Origin of the sequence: Cellulomonas triticagri, from assembly GCF_003696205.1 — a bacterium.
Lineage (GTDB): Bacteria > Actinomycetota > Actinomycetes > Actinomycetales > Cellulomonadaceae > Cellulomonas > Cellulomonas triticagri.
The window spans coordinates 1-15,479 of the sequence record NZ_RFFI01000103.1 but is presented as its reverse complement, the minus strand read 5'-3'; the positions used below and the strand labels follow the sequence as shown (position 1 = coordinate 15,479).

The following is a 15,479-nucleotide window of genomic DNA, read 5'->3' as shown; positions in this document are numbered from 1 at the left end:
GGCGGGGAGGTCGCCGTGCGCCCACACGTCCACGTGGTCCGCGCCGCGCGCCGTGGCGGCGTCCCGGAGCGCGGCGAGCAGCGCGGACCCGGTGCCGTGGCGGCGGTGCGCGGGGTGCACCACGACCTCGGCGGTCGCGAGCGCGGGGTCCCGGAGGTCGGCCTGCGCGTAGCCGACGAGGTCGGACCCCGTCCCGGCGAGCAGGTGCACGACGTCCGGCCCGCCGCCCGTCAGCCAGAGCAGCGGCTGCTCGGACAGCGGCGGTACCCCGTCGGTCGCGGCGGCGGCGGCCGCGAGCGCGCGCACCGCGGCGGCGTCGGCGCCGTCCAGCGCGCCGTTCACGCGTCGGGTGTCCGGACCGGGGGTGGGGGAGGCGTCGACCATGCGCCCCATCTCATCACCCGCGGGAACGTGCGGGCGCCCGCCGGCGTTGGGAGGGGTGTGCCCGAGGTGACCCCGCGACCCGCGCCCGGGGGCGACGTGGCGGTCGCGGACGTCGTGGTGATCGGGGCCGGGCAGGCCGGGCTCGCCGTCGCGGCGCACCTGGTGCGCGCCGGGCTGGTGCCCGCCGACCCCTCCGGCGCTGACGCCCCCGCGGGTCGGCCGACGTTCGTCGTGCTGGACGCCGCCCCGGGACCCGGCGGGGCGTGGCGCGAGCGCTGGCCCGGGCTGACGATGCGCACCGTCAACGGCGTGTACGAGCTTCCGGGGCGCGCGCTGCCGCAGTTCGCCCCGGACGAGCCCGCCGCCGACGCGCTGCCGCGCTACTTCGCCGCGTACGAGGACGACCTCGGACTCGCCGTGCGGCGGCCGGTGCGGGTGCGCCGGGTGCGGGACCTCGGCGGCCCGGACGGGCTGCTCGCGGTGGACACCGACGAGACCGTCACCCGGGTGCTCCCGACGCAGCGGGCGCTGCCCGAGGACGACGGGCTCGGCGGGGGAGCGGGCACCACCCGCCCGCTCCCGGCGGCCCCCGACCCCGCGCCCGTCGCCCGCACCTGGCACACCCGCGCCCTGGTCAACGCCACCGGTACCTGGACCAAGCCGTTCTGGCCGGTGTACCCCGGCGCGGCGGACTTCCGCGGCACGCAGCTGCACACCCACGACTTCGGCCGCCCCGAGGACTTCGCGGGGCGGCGGGTGCTGGTCGTGGGCGGCGGGATCTCGGCGGTGCAGCACCTGCTGGCGATCCACCCGCACGCCGCCGGGACCACGTGGGTGACCCGGCGCCCGCCGGACTGGCGGGACGCGGCGTTCACCCCGGAGCTCGGCCGGGACGCGGTCGCGCGCGTGGACGAGCGGACCCGGGCGGGCCTGCCGCCGCAGAGCATCGTCGCGGCCACGGGGCTGCCGGTGACGGACGCCTACCGGGCGGGGATCGCGGACGGGGTGCTGCTGGCCCGGCCGCCGTTCGCGCGGCTGGTCGCCGACGGCGCGGTGTGGGACGCCCGCGCGGCCGCCGACCCGCCGGAGGGCTGGGTCCCGGGGCCGGAGCACGTCGCGGCGGACGTCGTGCTGTGGGCGACGGGGTTCCGGGCCGCGCTGGACCACCTGCGTCCGCTCGGGCTGCGGGATCCCGGGGGCGGCATCGTCATGGACGGGACCCGTGTCGTGGCGGACCCGCGCGTGCACCTGGTCGGCTACGGCCCGAGCGCCAGCACCGTCGGCGCGAACCGCGCGGGCCGCGCGGCGGTCCGCCAGGTCCGCCGCCTCCTGGGCGTGTGACGCCGCCCGCTCCCCGCGAGGGGAGTCAGGCGGGGGAGCAGCCGCAGGACTGGCGGGGGACGAGGCGGGTCGGGAGGCGGTGGCTCTCCCGGTCGCCGCCCGCGCCGCCGGCGTGGCGCACGAGGATCTCGACCGCCAGGCGGCCCATGCGGGCCATCGGCTGCCGGACCGTCGTGAGCGTGGGGCGGGCGAGCCGCCCGGCGAGGATGCCGTCGAACCCGGTGACGACCACGCGCTCGGGCACGGGCACGCCGCGCGCCGCCAGCAGGTCGAGCACCGCCAGGGCGATCTGGTCGCTCGCGCACACGAGCGCGCGGGGCAGCCGGTCGGCGTCGAGCAGGTCGGTGAGGGCGGCGAACCGCCCGGGCTCACCGAGGTCCGTGGGGTCGAGCGGCTCGGCGGGCACGGGCAGGCCGAGGTCCCCGAGTGCGGCGGCGAACCCGGCGAACCGCTCGGCGTAGTCGGGGGTGCTGAGCCGCCCGACGAACCCGAGGTCGCGGATGCCGTGCACGCCGACCAGGTGCTCGACCAGGTCGCGCGTCCCGCCCTGGTTGTCGACGGTGACGTGGTGCAGGCCGTCGGCGACGTCGGGCATGGAGAACGCGACGACGGGGATGCGCCGGGCGACCTGCTCCAGGGTGTCGACGTGCGTGGGCCCGGGGAACAGGGCGAGCCCGTCGACGCGCCCGGCGACGTCGGTGACGGACGCGCCGGAGCCGGTGCCGCTGGTGAGCAGCAGCGCCTGGTCGCGCTGCCAGCACTCGAGCTCGAAGCCGCGCTGCACCTCGTCCACGTAGAGCGGGAACGCGCGCGGGTCGACGGTCTCGGCGTCGGGGTCGACGTCGTCGGGGGGCAGCCCGTCGCGGATCCGGTCGGCCTCGTCGGCGCCGCGCTGCCGCTCCGCGAGCAGCAGGTCGAACGAGTACAGGCCGAGCGCTCCGGTGCGCCCGTGGGCGAGGCCGCGGGCGGAGGCGTTGGGCACGTAGCCGAGCTCGCGGGCGGCGACGAGGACGGCGTCCCGCGTGGACTCGCGCACCCGGTCCGGCTGGCGGAAGGTGAACGAGACGGTCGCGATGGACACGCCGGCGCGCTCGGCGACGTCGTAGACCGTCGGGCGGCCCGGCTGTCGTGCCACGGCAGGTCCTCCTGGAGGGCGGGTGGGTTGCGCCGCACATTCTATGCGCTTAGCATCTCAGTCGATCTAAGCGCATAGACACGACCGGTCCCCGGTCGGCCATCGCTCAGGACGTTCGAGGAGGAACGCACCATGATCCGTCCCGCTGCGCGCGTCGCCCTGGTGACCGCGCTCGCCGTGACCTCGCTGGCCGCCTGCGGCCGCGCCGACGACACCGGCTCGGGAGGCGGCGGCACCGAGGCCGCCGAGCTCACCGACGGTCCCGCCACCGGCAGCCTCACCGTCTGGGCGATGGGCGCCGAGGGCGAGGCCCTGCCCGACTTCGTCGCGGACTTCGAGGAGGCCAACCCCGAGGTCGACATCGAGGTCGTCCCCATCCCGTGGGACGCCGCCCGCGACAAGTTCCAGACCGCCATCGCCGCCGGGACCACCCCCGACCTCGCGATGATGGGCACCACCTGGATGGCCGAGTTCGGCGACGCGTTCGCGCCCGTGCCGGACGGCATCGAGACCGGGGACTTCTTCGAGGGCCCGCTCGCCACCACCGAGCTCGACGGCACCTCCGTCGGCGTCCCCTGGTACGTCGACACGCGCGTGCTCTACTACCGGACCGACCTGGCCGAGCAGGCGGGCTGGACCGAGGCGCCCGCCACCCAGGACGACCTCAAGCAGATGGCCGCCGACCTGCAGGAGAAGGCGGGCACCGACTACGGCATCCGGCTGCAGTCCGCCGGCAACGACTCGTTCCAGGGCTCGCTGTGGGCCGCGTGGTCCAACGGCGCGAGCCTGACCGACGAGGACCAGACCGAGTGGACGCTGGACACGCCGGAGATGGTCGAGTCCTACGAGTACTACCAGTCGTTCTTCACCGACGGCGTGGCGAACGCGCAGGCCGACCGCACCCCGGGCGCGCAGGAGGCGGAGTTCGTCGCCGGGACCACCCCGATGCTCATCGACGGCCCGTTCATGATGGGCCAGCTCGAGACGCTGGGCGGCGAGGGCTTCACCGACAAGTACGCCACCGCGCGCATCCCCGTGGGCGAGACCTCGACGTCCTTCGCGGGCGGCTCCAACCTCGTCGTCTTCCAGGACTCCGCGAACCAGGACGGCGCCTGGAAGCTCATCGACTGGCTGAGCCAGCCCGAGACGCAGGTCGCCTGGTACGACGTCACCGGTGACCTCCCGTCGCAGCAGTCCGCGTGGGACGACGCGACCCTCGCGGACGACGCCAAGCTGGCCGTGTTCGGCGAGCAGCTCGAGGACACCGTGGCCCCGCCGGTCACCACCACCTGGGTGCAGGTCAACGCCGCCGCCGACTCCGTCCTGGAGCGGATGACCGTCAGCGGCGAGGCGCCCGCGGACGCCCTCGCGGAGCTGCAGCAGCAGGCGTCGTCGATCGGCATGGGCTGACCGCCGTGTCCTCCACGACCGCCACCCGTCCGGCCGGAGCAGGACCCCGCTCCGGCCGGACGGCCCCGGCCTCCCGGGGACCCGCCGCCGCGCGCCGCCGCCGCCAGGGCTACGTGGCCTGGATGTTCGCCGCGCCGTTCGTGCTGGTGTTCGGGTTCTTCATGCTCGTGCCGCTGGTGTCGTCGTTCGCGATGTCGTTCACCGACTTCACCTCGCGCGACGTCCGCAGCCCGCTCGCCGTGAACTTCGTCGGGCTGCAGCAGTACCTCGACCTGTTCGGCGACGCCCGGTTCCTCAAGTCCCTGGGCGTCACCGCGACGTTCGTCGTGGTCGGCATCCCCGTGACCATGGCCGTCGCCCTGGCGCTCGCGGTCGCGCTGAACTCCGGCATCGGCCGGTTCCGCGCCGCGTTCCGCGTCGGGTTCTACGCGCCGGTCGTCACCAGCATCGTCGCGGTGTCCGTCGTGTGGCGGTACATCCTGCAGCCCGACGGGCTGCTGAACACCGCGCTCGGCTGGGTCGGCATCGACGGGCCGAACTGGTTGAACGACACGACGTGGGCGCTGCCCTCGCTGATCATGATGGCCGTCTGGCGCAACGTCGGGACGCTCATGGTGATCTTCCTCGCGGGCCTCCAGGCGGTCCCGACCGAGGTGCAGGAGGCCGCCGTCATGGACGGCGCGAGCCCGTGGCGCCGGTTCGTCAGCGTCACGCTGCCGCTGCTGCGCCCGACCCTGCTGCTCGGCGCCGTGCTGATCTCCGTCGGCTACCTCCAGTTCTTCGAGGAGGCCTTCGTGATGACCCAGGGCGGCCCGCTGGACTCCACGCTGTCCACGGCCTTCTACACGTTCGAGCAGTTCGGCTTCGGCAAGTACGGGTTCGCCTCCGCGGCGTCCTACGTGCTGTTCCTGGCCATCGCGCTCCTGAGCCTGCTGCAGTTCCGGCTGCTGCGCTCGAAGGACTGAGGCCCCATGGCCCTCGCCACCCCTCCCGTCACCGCCGTCGACCGCCTCGCGGAACCGGCGCCGGGGCGCCGACGCCGCCGGTTCACCACCGGCCGGGCGCTCACGTACACCGTGCTCACCGTGGGCGTCGCCGTGTGGCTGCTGCCGTTCGTGTGGATGGTGCTCGGCTCGGTCAAGACGCAGCGCGAGATCCTCATCAAGCCGCCGACGATCTGGCCGGAGAACCCCACGGGGGACAACTTCGCGCGCTGGTTCACCGACCTCGACTTCGGGCAGTTCTTCACCAACTCGGTCGTCGTCGCCGTCATCACGGTGCTCGGCAACCTGGTGTTCTGCTCGATGGTCGGCTACGCCCTCGCCAAGATGGACTTCCCCGGCAAGCGGGTGCTGTTCACGCTCGTCATGGTGATGCTCATGGTCCCGGGCGTGGTCACGTTCGTGCCGCTGTTCGTGCAGGTCACCTCGCTCGGGTTGCTCAACACCTACCCGGCGCTGATCCTGCCGTTCCTCACCCAGCCCCTCGGCGTGTTCCTCATGCGGCAGTTCATGCTCGGCATCCCCGAGCCGCTGATGGAGGCCGCGCGCATCGACGGCGCGGGCGAGCTGCGCATCTTCGCGCGCGTCGTCATGCCGCTGTGCGGGCCGCCGCTCGCGACGCTCGGCATCCTCACGTTCCTCGGCTCGTGGAACAACTTCCTGTGGCCGCTCGTCGCGGCCCAGAGCCAGGACATGTACACGCTGCCGGTCGCCCTGTCCCTGTACGCCACGGGCCAGCAGGGCACCGACTACGGGCTGCTGCTCGCCGGGGCGGTGCTGATCATCACGCCGATCCTGCTGCTGTTCGTCGCGCTGCAGCGGTACTTCATCCAGGGCGTGGCCACCGCCGGCCTCAAGTGACGCCCCTGATCGACCCGCACCACCGGAAGGACCCCGCATGACCTCCCGCCAGTTCCCCGACGGCTTCCTCTGGGGCGCCTCGACCGCCGCCCACCAGATCGAGGGCAACAACGTGAACTCCGACTGGTGGGTGCGTGAGCACGCCCCCGGTACGGACCTGTCGGAGCCCTCCGGCGACGCCGCCGACTCCTACCACCGGTACCCCGAGGACATCGCGCTGCTGGCGTCCCTCGGCATGAACTCCTACCGGTTCAGCATCGAGTGGGCGCGCATCGAGCCCGAGCAGGGCTTCGTCTCGAAGGCCCAGCTCGCGCACTACCGGCGCATGGTCGACTCCTGCCGCGAGCACGGGCTGACCCCGTCGGTCACGCTGCACCACTTCACGCACCCGCGCTGGTTCGCGCGCCTCGGCGGCTGGCGCAACCCCGCCGCCCCGGAGCTGTTCCAGCGGTTCACCGAGATCGCGCTGCCCGTCCTCGGCGACGACGTCGAGTGGGTCTGCACGATCAACGAGCCCAACATGGTCGCGATGACCCGCGGCGAGGAGGGCACCGAGATGACCGCGTCCCGGCTGCCCGCGCCGGACCCGCAGATCACCGACGCGCTCATCGAGGGCCACCGCCGGTCGCGTGAGGTGCTGTCGCAGCTCCCGCAGGTGAAGTCGGGCTGGTCGGTCGCCACCCAGGCGTACCACGCGGCCCCCGGCGCCGAGGAGGCCACCAAGGCGTACGGCTACCCGCGCGAGGACATCTTCCTCGACGCCGCGAAGGGCGACGACTGGATCGGCGTGCAGGGCTACCTGCGGACCTTCGTCGACGTCGACGGCAACCCGCTCCCGGTCGCCGAGGGCGCCGAGACGACCCTCACCGGCTGGGAGTACTTCCCGCCCGCCATCGGCATCGGCGTCCGCAACGCCTGGGAGCGCACCGGAGGTGTGCCGATCGTCGTCACCGAGAACGGCATCGCCACCCAGGACGACGCCCGCCGCATCGACTACACGCACGACGCCCTGGTGGGCCTGCACGACGCCATGGCCGACGGCATCGACGTCCGCGGGTACCTGCACTGGTCCGCGCTCGACAACTACGAGTGGGGGTCCTACAAGCCCACGTTCGGGCTGATCGGCTGGGACCGCGACACCTTCGAGCGGACCCCGAAGCCGAGCGCGCACTGGCTCGGCGAGATCGCCCGCACCGGGACGCTCACGCACCCGACGCGCTGACCCCCGGCCGCCGGTCGCGCGCCCGGGTGGCGCGCGACCGACGGCCGTCTCGGTCGTGTCAGGCCGAGACGGGCGCGGGGGTGTCCTCGAACAGGTCGGACGCCTCCGCGCGGGCGTACTGGTCCTCGTCGAGGATGCCCTCGCGCTTCGCGACGACGGTCGGGACCAGCACCTGCCCCGCCACGTTCACCGCGGTGCGGCCCATGTCCAGGATCGGGTCGATCGCGAGCAGCAGCCCGACGCCCGCCAGCGGCAGCCCGACCGTGGACAGCGTCAGGGTCAGCATGACGATCGCACCGGTGAGCCCGGCGGTCGCCGCCGAGCCGACCACCGACACGAAGGCGATCAGCACGTAGTCGAGCACCGACAGGTCGATGCCGAAGATCTGCGCCACGAAGATCGCCGACACCGCCGGGTAGATCGACGCGCAGCCGTCCATCTTGGTCGTCGCCGCGAGCGGCACCGCGAACGACGCGTACTCCGACGGGACGCCGAGGTTCCGCTCCGTGACCCGCTGCGTCACCGGCAGCGTGCCGATGGACGACCGGGACACGAACGCGAGCTGGATCGCCGGCCACGCCCCCCGGAACCACCGGCCCACCGCGAGGCCGTTGGTCCGCAGGATCACCGGGTAGACGACGAACAGCACCAGGGCGAGGCCGATGTAGATCGCGATGGCGAACCGGCCGAGCGAGGCCAGCGAGTCCCAGCCGTACGACGCGACGGCGTTGCCGACCAGACCGAGCGTGCCGAGCGGCGCCAGGCGGATGACCCACCACAGCACCTTCTGGATGACGACGAGCGCGGACCGCACGAACGCGAGGAACGGCTCGGCCTTGTCCCCGGTGCGCAGCACCGCGATGCCCACGACGATCGCCACGACGATGATCTGCAGGACGTTGAAGCTGACCGACGTCGACGCGGTGCCGTCCTCCGCGAGCGAGGTGCTCGCGCCGAGCCCCAGCACGTTGCCGGGGATCAGACCGTCGAGGAAGTCCAGCCACGAGCCGGTGCGGCCCGGCTCCGCGCCGTCGGCGACCGACAGCGAGGTGTGCTCACCGGGCCGCAGCACCAGGCCCAGGGTGATGCCGATGACCACCGAGACCAGCGCGGTGATCGCGAACCACAGCAGCGTCCGCCATGCCAGGCGCGCGCCGTTCGCGACGTTCCGCAGGTTCGCGACCGACGCCACGATGGCGGCGAAGATCAGCGGCGGCACGATCGCGCGCAGCAGCGTGACGAACGACGAGCCGATGGTGTCGAGCGTCGTGGTGAGCCAGTTCGGCGACTCGGCGTCGGTGCCGGCGTCCACCGGGCCGATGGCGAGCGCCGCCCAGCCGAGTGCGACGCCGAGCACCAGCGCGGCGACGATCTGGAAGCCGAAGCTCCCCAGCAACGAGCGGACACGCGACGTGGGCGCGGGCCCGGCGGGGGCGGAGGGGGTCGAGGACATGGGTGTGCCTTTCGGCGGGCGCGCGGCAGCGACGCCCGGGGAGTGCGGGTGGGGAGCCGGGGCGGCGGCGCGGGGCGCGGCCGGTCGGCGGGGGCGGAGGGGCGGACCGTCAGGCGGTCGCGCGGCCCCGACACAGGGCGCTGGCGACGCGACGGAGGTCGACGGCACGGCGCGCGGTGAGGTACCACCCGGTCACGTGCACGTCCTCCTGCTGGTCGCCCCCTGCTGCTGACCCCCGACCCTATGCCACCCCGACGGACCCCACCCGTCGGTCTGGTGGGTAGGTGGTCCGGTGACGCGGCGAACTCGCTGTGAGTGGAGATCGCATCGCTACCTTCGGGATCGCGCGGTCAAGGTGATCGTGACCCGGAGTCTCAGCCGTGCCCGTCGGGGCGTAACCGGACCATGTGCGGAACGGAGTTGAGATGAAGCGAGTGCTGGCTCTCACGGTGATGGGACTTCTGACCGTCGGTGGCGCGTCGATCGCCACGGCTGCTCCTGCGGACGCGGCGTTGACGTGCTCGGCGTCCGTGCCGAAGGACACGCAGGCGAAGGGCTCGTGCAGCGGCAGCGGGACGTGGCGGCTCAAGGCGGCGTGCGCGTTCGAGCCTGACAAGTACACGAGCTGGCTCAAGCAGAGCTCGGGCACCAGCAGCATGTACAAGGAATGCACGTTCAGCGTGCAGAAGGCGAGCGTGGAGATCAGCTGACGTCGTCCGCGCAGAGAGCTGACGCGACAGAAGCCGTCGACGACCGGCCCGCCGGAGTGCACCGGCGGGCCGGTCGCTGACAGGACCTGCCGACCTGGAGGTGAAGAGTGCTCCGTCTTGACGGGGTGAGTCGCCGATACATCGGAGCGGAGCGTGCCGCACTCGACTCGGTGTCGTGGCAGCTCCGTCCCGGCGTCACGGGCCTCGTGGGCTCGAACGGCGCAGGGAAGTCCACGCTCATGCGCATCCTCACCGGATCGGACGCACCGAGCGAGGGCACGGTCGAGTGGGCGGGTCTCGATCTCGCCTCGGCCTCTGGCAGGACGGCGCTGCACCGGGAGCTCGGCTACCTGCCGCAGGAGTTCACGGTCGACCGGGGCGCTCGTTGCGGTGACGTCCTGGCGTACATCGCCTGGCTCAAGGAGATCCCTCGCGCCGACTCGGCCGGCGAGGTCGATCGGGTCCTGGGCGCGGTCGGTCTGGCGGACCGACGACGGACCCGCGTGTCCTCGCTGTCCGGAGGTATGCGGCAGCGCCTGGGTGTCGCGCAGGCTCTCCTCGGGCGGCCGACGGTGCTGGTTCTCGATGAACCCACCGCAGGGCTCGATCCGCGTCAGCGTCGGATCGTCCGAGATCTGCTCGTCCAGGAAGCGCGCCGGGCGAGCGTTCTCGTGAGCACGCACCTGATCGAGGAGGTGGCTGCCCTGGGCGGACAGGTCGCGCTCCTGGACGAGGGCAGGCTGCGGTTCACCGGGTCGGTGGCGGAGCTGGCTGGGCGAGGGGGCGGGACCGCGGACTCGGTAGGCGCGCTGGAGCAGGGGATCTGGGCGGTTCTGGACGAGACCGAGGTGGACGGTTGACGCCGCGGTGGTGGCGATCTCGACGATCGCTCGTCGTCCTGTGGCTGGCCGCGACCGCGACGGTCGTGGTCGTGCTGGTCGCACGAGCGCCGGACTGGATGCGCGTGTGGCCGCTCGCGTCCGCGATCGCGGACCAGGGGGTGGTGTTCGCGGCTCCGGTCGTGGCGGCCGGTACGTGCCTCATCACCCAGCGCCGCCGGGCGGAGCTCTCGCCCGAGCTCCCGGTCACCGTTCCGCGCGGTGTCCGCAGGCAACGGGCGGCTGAGATCGTCTCCTGCGTCCTGGTCCCGGTCTCCGTCGCGGTGACGGCGCACGCCGTGGCGTGGGTCGTCGCCACGGTGAGCGGTGCGACGGGCAGTCCGCGACTCGGCTACCCCGCGCTGACTGCGACGACGCTCGTGCTGGCCGCGCTGGTCGGCTACGGAGTCGGGCGTTCTGTCGCACTCCGCCTTGCGGGACCGGTGCTCGCTGTGGCGCTGCTGTTCGGCATCGTCGTGTGGCCGACTCCCGATCTGCCGTTCTGGTACGTGATCAACGGGTGGCCCCAGCTGGACGTGTCGGTGCCTGTGCTGGTGCTCCGGGCGGTCTGGGCACTCGCGCTGGCGACCCTGCTCGCGGTCGCCTCCCGACGCCACGTCGCGACGAGCGCGGTGGTCGCGGGACTCACCGCGGCGGTGACGCTGGGCGCGGTGGCCGCCGGATCACCGGTGACGGCCGCGGTCTCGGACGGGCAGGTGTGCACCGACACCGACCTGCGGGTGTGCCTGTGGCCCGACAACGCCTACCACCTGACGGAGGTGTCCTCGATCGCCGAGGCCGTGCTCGGTGCGGCCGCGGGGACGGTCCCGGTTCCGCCGGCACCGCTGGTCGAGGAGGGGTTGGCGACGGGGCATCCTGAGATGGACCAGGAGAGCTCCGCCGTCAGCGTGCGAGGAGGAGCCCCCGACATCGCGTTCAGCATGGTGGTGGCCTGGCTCGACCAGGTGCCGAGCTGCCCGGAGAGCACCCTCAGCGACGACCCGGACGACTACGTCCTGTACACCCAGTGGCTCCTGGAGCGGGTGGGGGTGCTCATCGGTGAGGAGACGATCACCTGGGACCTCGGGGAGGACCAGGTCGCCGAGCTGGATGCCGTCCGTTCGTTCCCCGAGCAGGATCAGCTCGCATGGGCGCTGACACGTGTCGAACGGGCGCAGCAGTGCCTGTAGCGAGCGTGTTCCTCAGGTCGCGCCAGGTCGGCACCGCGTGCGTGACGATGCTCGCATGCGGGCTGATGGTGGCGCTCGGTGGTGATCTGAACCTCCCCGTGCCGGGAGCGGAAGTCCCGATCGTCGTGGGGACGCTCGCTCCGCTCGTCCAGGCGTGGGCGGTGCTGTCCTGCGCGGACGGCGACTACCGGTGGATCGAGACGGTGACGCCACGCAGTCTCGCGCACCCGCGGATGCTGCTGCTCGGCGTTCTCAGCCTCGTCGCCGTGGCGCTGGTCTTCACCTCGGCCTGGCTGGCCATGGGGAGCGGGACGGCCCTCGCCCTGGTGTGCAGCTTCTGGATCCTGGCGGGTCTGGGGACCGTGGGCTGGGTCGCCGGAGGGCGTGTCCCGAGTCTCGCGCTCCCGCTCGTCTTCACGCTGACCTGCATCAGCTTCGGCTCCGGGTCGGGAGACGGTGGTGCCGCCCGATGGGCGCTGCTCCTCGTGGAGCCCGGAGCGCCCGAGGCGCTGGCGGCAGCGGCTCTCGGCATGCTGGTCGCGGTCTCCGGGTGGTGGACACGAGACCGCATCCCGCCCGGGCCGTGGCATCGGCTCCGGGACAGGTCTTACCCACGTCCTCGGAGTCGTCTCGTGCAGAGGGGCTCGCGCTGACGGGCGCGGGTCTGCACCGGCGCTCGCCCGCCAGTGCCACGTCGCGGTACTCGGCCCCACGCCCGGCGCCCGAGAGGTGCTCTTGCGTGGAGGAGTGCGCACTAACGCCGCTCATGCACGCTATCCCGAGCATCAGGAGGAATCATGCGCGTCGAATCACCTCGGACGCGCCGCGACCTGGGGGCGCTCGGCGCCCACCTCGCGGCGGGTCGCAAGATCCACGGCCTCACTCAGGCGGAGCTCGCCGAGCGGGCCGGGATCTCGCGCGCCACCGTGGCCGCCCTCGAACGCGGCGACGGGGGCCCTCGGCTCGACTCGTTCCTCGCCGTCGTGCGCGTGCTGGGGGCCAACGACGCGCTGGTCGCGGCCGTCGACCCGCTCGCGACCGAGTACGGCCGGGCGCACGCCGGTCGTGCCGACCGGCTCCGAGTGCGGTCGTGACGCGCGGGGACGAGGGCAGACGGATGTCGCCGCTGAGCCTGAGCCGCGTCAGTCCTTCGGCGCCGCCAGGCCCTGCTGGATGAGGTCCATCACCGACGAGTCCGCCAGCGTCGTCGCGTCGCCGACCTCGCGGTGCTCGGCCACGTCGCGCAGCAGGCGGCGCATGATCTTGCCGGACCGGGTCTTGGGCAGCTCCGGGACGACGAGGATCGTGCGCGGCTTCGCGATGGGCCCGATCTGCCGGGCCACGTGCGCGCGCAGCTCGGTCGCCGTCTCCTCGGGGGAGGACGCCGCGGCGTCGCCCCGCAGGATCACGAAGGCGACGACCGCCTGCCCGGTGGTGTCGTCCGTGGCACCGACCACGGCGGCCTCCGCGACCGACGGGTGCGACACCAGCGCGGACTCGATCTCGGTGGTGGACAGCCGGTGGCCGGACACGTTCATCACGTCGTCCACCCGGCCGAGCAGCCAGATGTCCCCGTCGTCGTCCTTCTTCGCGCCGTCGCCCGCGAAGTAGATCCCCGCGAACCGCGACCAGTAGGTGTCCCGGAACCGCTGCTCGTCGCCCCAGATCCCGCGGAGCATCGACGGCCACGGCTCGGTGAGCACCAGGTACCCGCCGCCGCCGTCCGGCACGGGCTTCGCGTCGTCGTCCACGACGTCGGCCGCGATGCCCGGCAGCGGCGTCTGCGCCGAACCCGGCTTCGCGGCGGTGACGCCGGGCAGCGGGCTGATCATGATGGCGCCCGTCTCGGTCTGCCACCAGGTGTCGACCACGGGGGTGCGGTCGCCCCCAATGACGCGGCGGTACCAGGTCCACGCCTCGGGGTTGATCGGCTCGCCGACCGAGCCGAGGACGCGCAGGCTGCTCAGGTCGAACTCGGCGGGGACGTCCTCGCCCCACTTCATGCACGTCCGGATCGCGGTGGGCGCCGTGTAGAGGATCGAGACGCCGTACTTCTGCACGATCTCCCACCACCGGCCCCGGTGCGGGGTGTCGGGGGTGCCCTCGTAGATCACCTGGGTGGCGCCGTTCACCAGCGGCCCGTAGACCACGTACGTGTGCCCGGTGACCCAGCCGACGTCGGCGGTGCACCAGTAGACGTCCGTCTCGGGCTTGAGGTCGAAGACGTTGCGGTGCGTCCACGCGGCCTGCGTGAGGTACCCGCCGGTGGTGTGGAAGATGCCCTTCGGCTTCCCGGTGGTGCCCGACGTGTAGAGGATGAACAGCGGGTGCTCGGCCTCCAGCGGGACCGGGTCGTGCTGCTCGCTCGCCGTGTCGACCACGTCGTGCCACCACACGTCGCGGCCCTCGGTCCACGGCACGTCCTGCCCGGTGCGCCGGACGACGAGCACGTGCCGGACGACGTCCGCGCTGCCCTTGGACAGCGCCTCGTCCACGGTGGGCTTCAGGGCGCTCGCGGTGCCGCGCCGGTAGCCGCCGTCCGCGGTGATGACGACGTGCGCGTCCGCGTCGAGGATGCGCGTGTGCAGGGCCTCGGCGGAGAACCCGCCGAACACCACGGAGTGCGGTGCGCCGATCCGGGCGCACGCCAGCATCGCGATGACGGTCTCCGGGATCAGCGGCAGGTAGATCGCGACCCGGTCGCCCGTGCCGACGCCCAGCGCCGTCAGCGCGTTCGCGGCCTTCGCGACCTCCCGCTGCAGGTCCGCGTAGGTCAGCGTGCGGGTGTCGCCGGGCTCGCCCTCGAAGTGCAGCGCGACGCGGTCGCCGTTCCCGGCCTCGACGTGCCGGTCGACGGCGTTGTACGCCGCGTTCAGGCGGCCGTCGGCGAACCACCGGGCCACCGGGGCGCCGGTCCAGTCGAGGACCTCGTGGAACGGTGCCGCCCAGTCCAGCAGCGCCCGGGCCTGGTCGGCCCAGAAGCCCAGCCGGTCCGAGTTCGCCCAGGAGTAGACCTCCGCGTGCACGTTGGCCTGGTCGGCGAAGGCGGCGTCCGGCGGGAACCGGCGGTCCTCCTGCAGCAGGTTCTCCAGGCCGGGGCGCGGGGCGTCCTGGTCCGTGGGGCGGGGGGCAGGGTCGAGGGCCACGTGTTCCTCCAGCGCAACGACGTCGGTGCGGACTGGCGCGACGGGCACGTCGCGTCTGCCTCGCACTCTAGTAGGACCTACGTCCCATGCGCGGGTCGAACCCCCGGGCGCCGCCTCAGGCGCGCGGCAGCCAGCGCCGGCGCGCCGCCGCGAGCACGAGGCCCGCCACCAGCAGCAGGGCGCCGACGACGAACACCGCCCCGGACGTCGCCGTGACCGTCGCGCGCACCACGGTGTACGCGGTGCCCTCCGTCCCGACCCAGCGCACGACGTCGAGGTGCGTCGTCGCGGGGACGTACAGCAGCGCCAGCCCCACCGCCGTGGCGACACCGCCCGCCGTCAGCGGCACTGCGGGCGTCCACAGGCCCAGGCCGAGCACCAGCGCCAGCACGAGGACACCCACCGTCACCAGCACCACGCCGAGGGCGTCGTACGTCGTGCCCCACTCCGGCGCCTGCGCGGCGAGCACCCGGGACTGGCCGAACACCACGGTCCACACCCCGACGGCGCCGACGACCAGACCGACCAGCACGCCCAGCAGGTGCCGCCCCGCGCCCCCACCCGGACGCCGGAGCGGCGCCGGCGCCGGGGTCGGTGCGGGCTCGGGGGTCGGGGTGGCCACCGGGACGACCGGCGTCGCCTCGCGGGGCGTCGCGGGCGCCGACGGATCGCCGTACGGCACCGACGCGTCCGACGGGCCCGTGCCGGGCAGCGGGCCGTCGGACGCCGAGATGCCCGCTGCCGGGGT

Annotated in this window: 15 protein-coding genes and 1 pseudogene; 10 read left to right on the top strand and 6 right to left on the bottom strand. The window is 73.4% G+C overall.

What is annotated here, in order from left to right; genetic code table 11:
* Positions 1-384: GNAT family N-acetyltransferase (locus tag EBM89_RS15930; protein WP_122150643.1), on the bottom strand; the 384-nt coding region annotated here is incomplete at its 3' end.
* Positions 385-450: 66 nt separating this feature from the next.
* Between EBM89_RS15930 and EBM89_RS15920 the strand changes: the two genes are divergently transcribed.
* Positions 451-1,725: an NAD(P)-binding domain-containing protein gene (locus EBM89_RS15920; RefSeq protein ID WP_233571785.1), complete on the top strand. Its 1,275-nt coding sequence runs from the start codon at positions 451-453 to the stop codon at positions 1,723-1,725.
* 25 nt (positions 1,726-1,750) lie between these two features.
* Here EBM89_RS15920 and EBM89_RS15915 read toward each other — a convergent pair whose 3' ends face one another.
* Positions 1,751-2,860, bottom strand: coding sequence for a LacI family DNA-binding transcriptional regulator (locus tag EBM89_RS15915; protein WP_122150642.1), 1,110 nt, complete (start codon positions 2,858-2,860; stop codon positions 1,751-1,753).
* 132 nt (positions 2,861-2,992) lie between these two features.
* Between EBM89_RS15915 and EBM89_RS15910 the strand changes: the two genes are divergently transcribed.
* The 4 genes from EBM89_RS15910 to EBM89_RS15895 are packed head-to-tail and all read left to right on the top strand — an operon-like array spanning position 2,993 to position 7,354.
* Positions 2,993-4,270: an extracellular solute-binding protein gene (locus EBM89_RS15910; protein ID WP_122150640.1), complete on the top strand. Its 1,278-nt coding sequence runs from the start codon at positions 2,993-2,995 to the stop codon at positions 4,268-4,270.
* A gap of 5 nt (positions 4,271-4,275) precedes the next feature.
* The gene (locus EBM89_RS15905; protein ID WP_439647192.1) at positions 4,276-5,235 is read left to right on the top strand and encodes a carbohydrate ABC transporter permease; all 960 of its coding nucleotides are present in this window, start codon (positions 4,276-4,278) and stop codon (positions 5,233-5,235) included.
* A 6-nt stretch (positions 5,236-5,241) separates the two neighbouring features.
* A complete protein-coding gene (locus EBM89_RS15900) occupies positions 5,242-6,132 on the top strand; it encodes a carbohydrate ABC transporter permease (RefSeq protein ID WP_122150638.1) in 891 nt (296 codons plus the stop codon).
* A gap of 37 nt (positions 6,133-6,169) precedes the next feature.
* The gene (locus EBM89_RS15895) at positions 6,170-7,354 is read left to right on the top strand and encodes a glycoside hydrolase family 1 protein (RefSeq protein WP_122150636.1); all 1,185 of its coding nucleotides are present in this window, start codon (positions 6,170-6,172) and stop codon (positions 7,352-7,354) included.
* A 58-nt stretch (positions 7,355-7,412) separates the two neighbouring features.
* Here EBM89_RS15895 and EBM89_RS15890 read toward each other — a convergent pair whose 3' ends face one another.
* Together EBM89_RS15890 and EBM89_RS22560 are read right to left on the bottom strand one after the other, a co-directional pair.
* Positions 7,413-8,807: a dicarboxylate/amino acid:cation symporter gene (locus EBM89_RS15890; RefSeq protein WP_122150634.1), complete on the bottom strand. Its 1,395-nt coding sequence runs from the start codon at positions 8,805-8,807 to the stop codon at positions 7,413-7,415.
* 109 nt (positions 8,808-8,916) lie between these two features.
* Positions 8,917-9,003 (bottom strand): putative leader peptide, encoded by an 87-nt coding sequence (locus EBM89_RS22560; protein WP_369408662.1) that lies wholly within the window; start codon positions 9,001-9,003, stop codon positions 8,917-8,919.
* Positions 9,004-9,259: 256 nt separating this feature from the next.
* On the opposite strand from EBM89_RS22560, the gene EBM89_RS15885 reads away from it, so the two are divergent.
* From EBM89_RS15885 to EBM89_RS15865, 5 genes are all read left to right on the top strand, one after another.
* Positions 9,260-9,517: a hypothetical protein gene (locus EBM89_RS15885; RefSeq protein ID WP_147463583.1), complete on the top strand. Its 258-nt coding sequence runs from the start codon at positions 9,260-9,262 to the stop codon at positions 9,515-9,517.
* A 107-nt stretch (positions 9,518-9,624) separates the two neighbouring features.
* Entirely contained in the window at positions 9,625-10,377 is a 753-nt protein-coding gene (locus tag EBM89_RS15880) for an ATP-binding cassette domain-containing protein (protein ID WP_122150630.1), read from the top strand.
* The gene (locus tag EBM89_RS15875) at positions 10,374-11,585 is read left to right on the top strand and encodes a DUF7224 domain-containing protein (RefSeq protein WP_122150628.1); all 1,212 of its coding nucleotides are present in this window, start codon (positions 10,374-10,376) and stop codon (positions 11,583-11,585) included. The genes EBM89_RS15880 and EBM89_RS15875 overlap by 4 nt, the downstream gene beginning before the upstream one ends.
* 41 nt (positions 11,586-11,626) lie before the next feature.
* The gene (locus tag EBM89_RS15870) at positions 11,627-12,238 is read left to right on the top strand and encodes a hypothetical protein (protein ID WP_147463581.1); all 612 of its coding nucleotides are present in this window, start codon (positions 11,627-11,629) and stop codon (positions 12,236-12,238) included.
* 144 nt (positions 12,239-12,382) lie between these two features.
* Entirely contained in the window at positions 12,383-12,679 is a 297-nt protein-coding gene (locus EBM89_RS15865) for a helix-turn-helix transcriptional regulator (RefSeq protein WP_122150624.1), read from the top strand.
* Between the two features lie 48 nt (positions 12,680-12,727).
* Here EBM89_RS15865 and acs read toward each other — a convergent pair whose 3' ends face one another.
* Together acs and EBM89_RS21380 are read right to left on the bottom strand one after the other, a co-directional pair.
* The gene (gene acs / locus EBM89_RS15860; RefSeq protein ID WP_122150622.1) at positions 12,728-14,731 is read right to left on the bottom strand and encodes an acetate--CoA ligase; all 2,004 of its coding nucleotides are present in this window, start codon (positions 14,729-14,731) and stop codon (positions 12,728-12,730) included.
* Between the two features lie 115 nt (positions 14,732-14,846).
* A pseudogene (locus tag EBM89_RS21380) lies at positions 14,847-15,479 on the bottom strand (hypothetical protein); the annotation flags it as partial.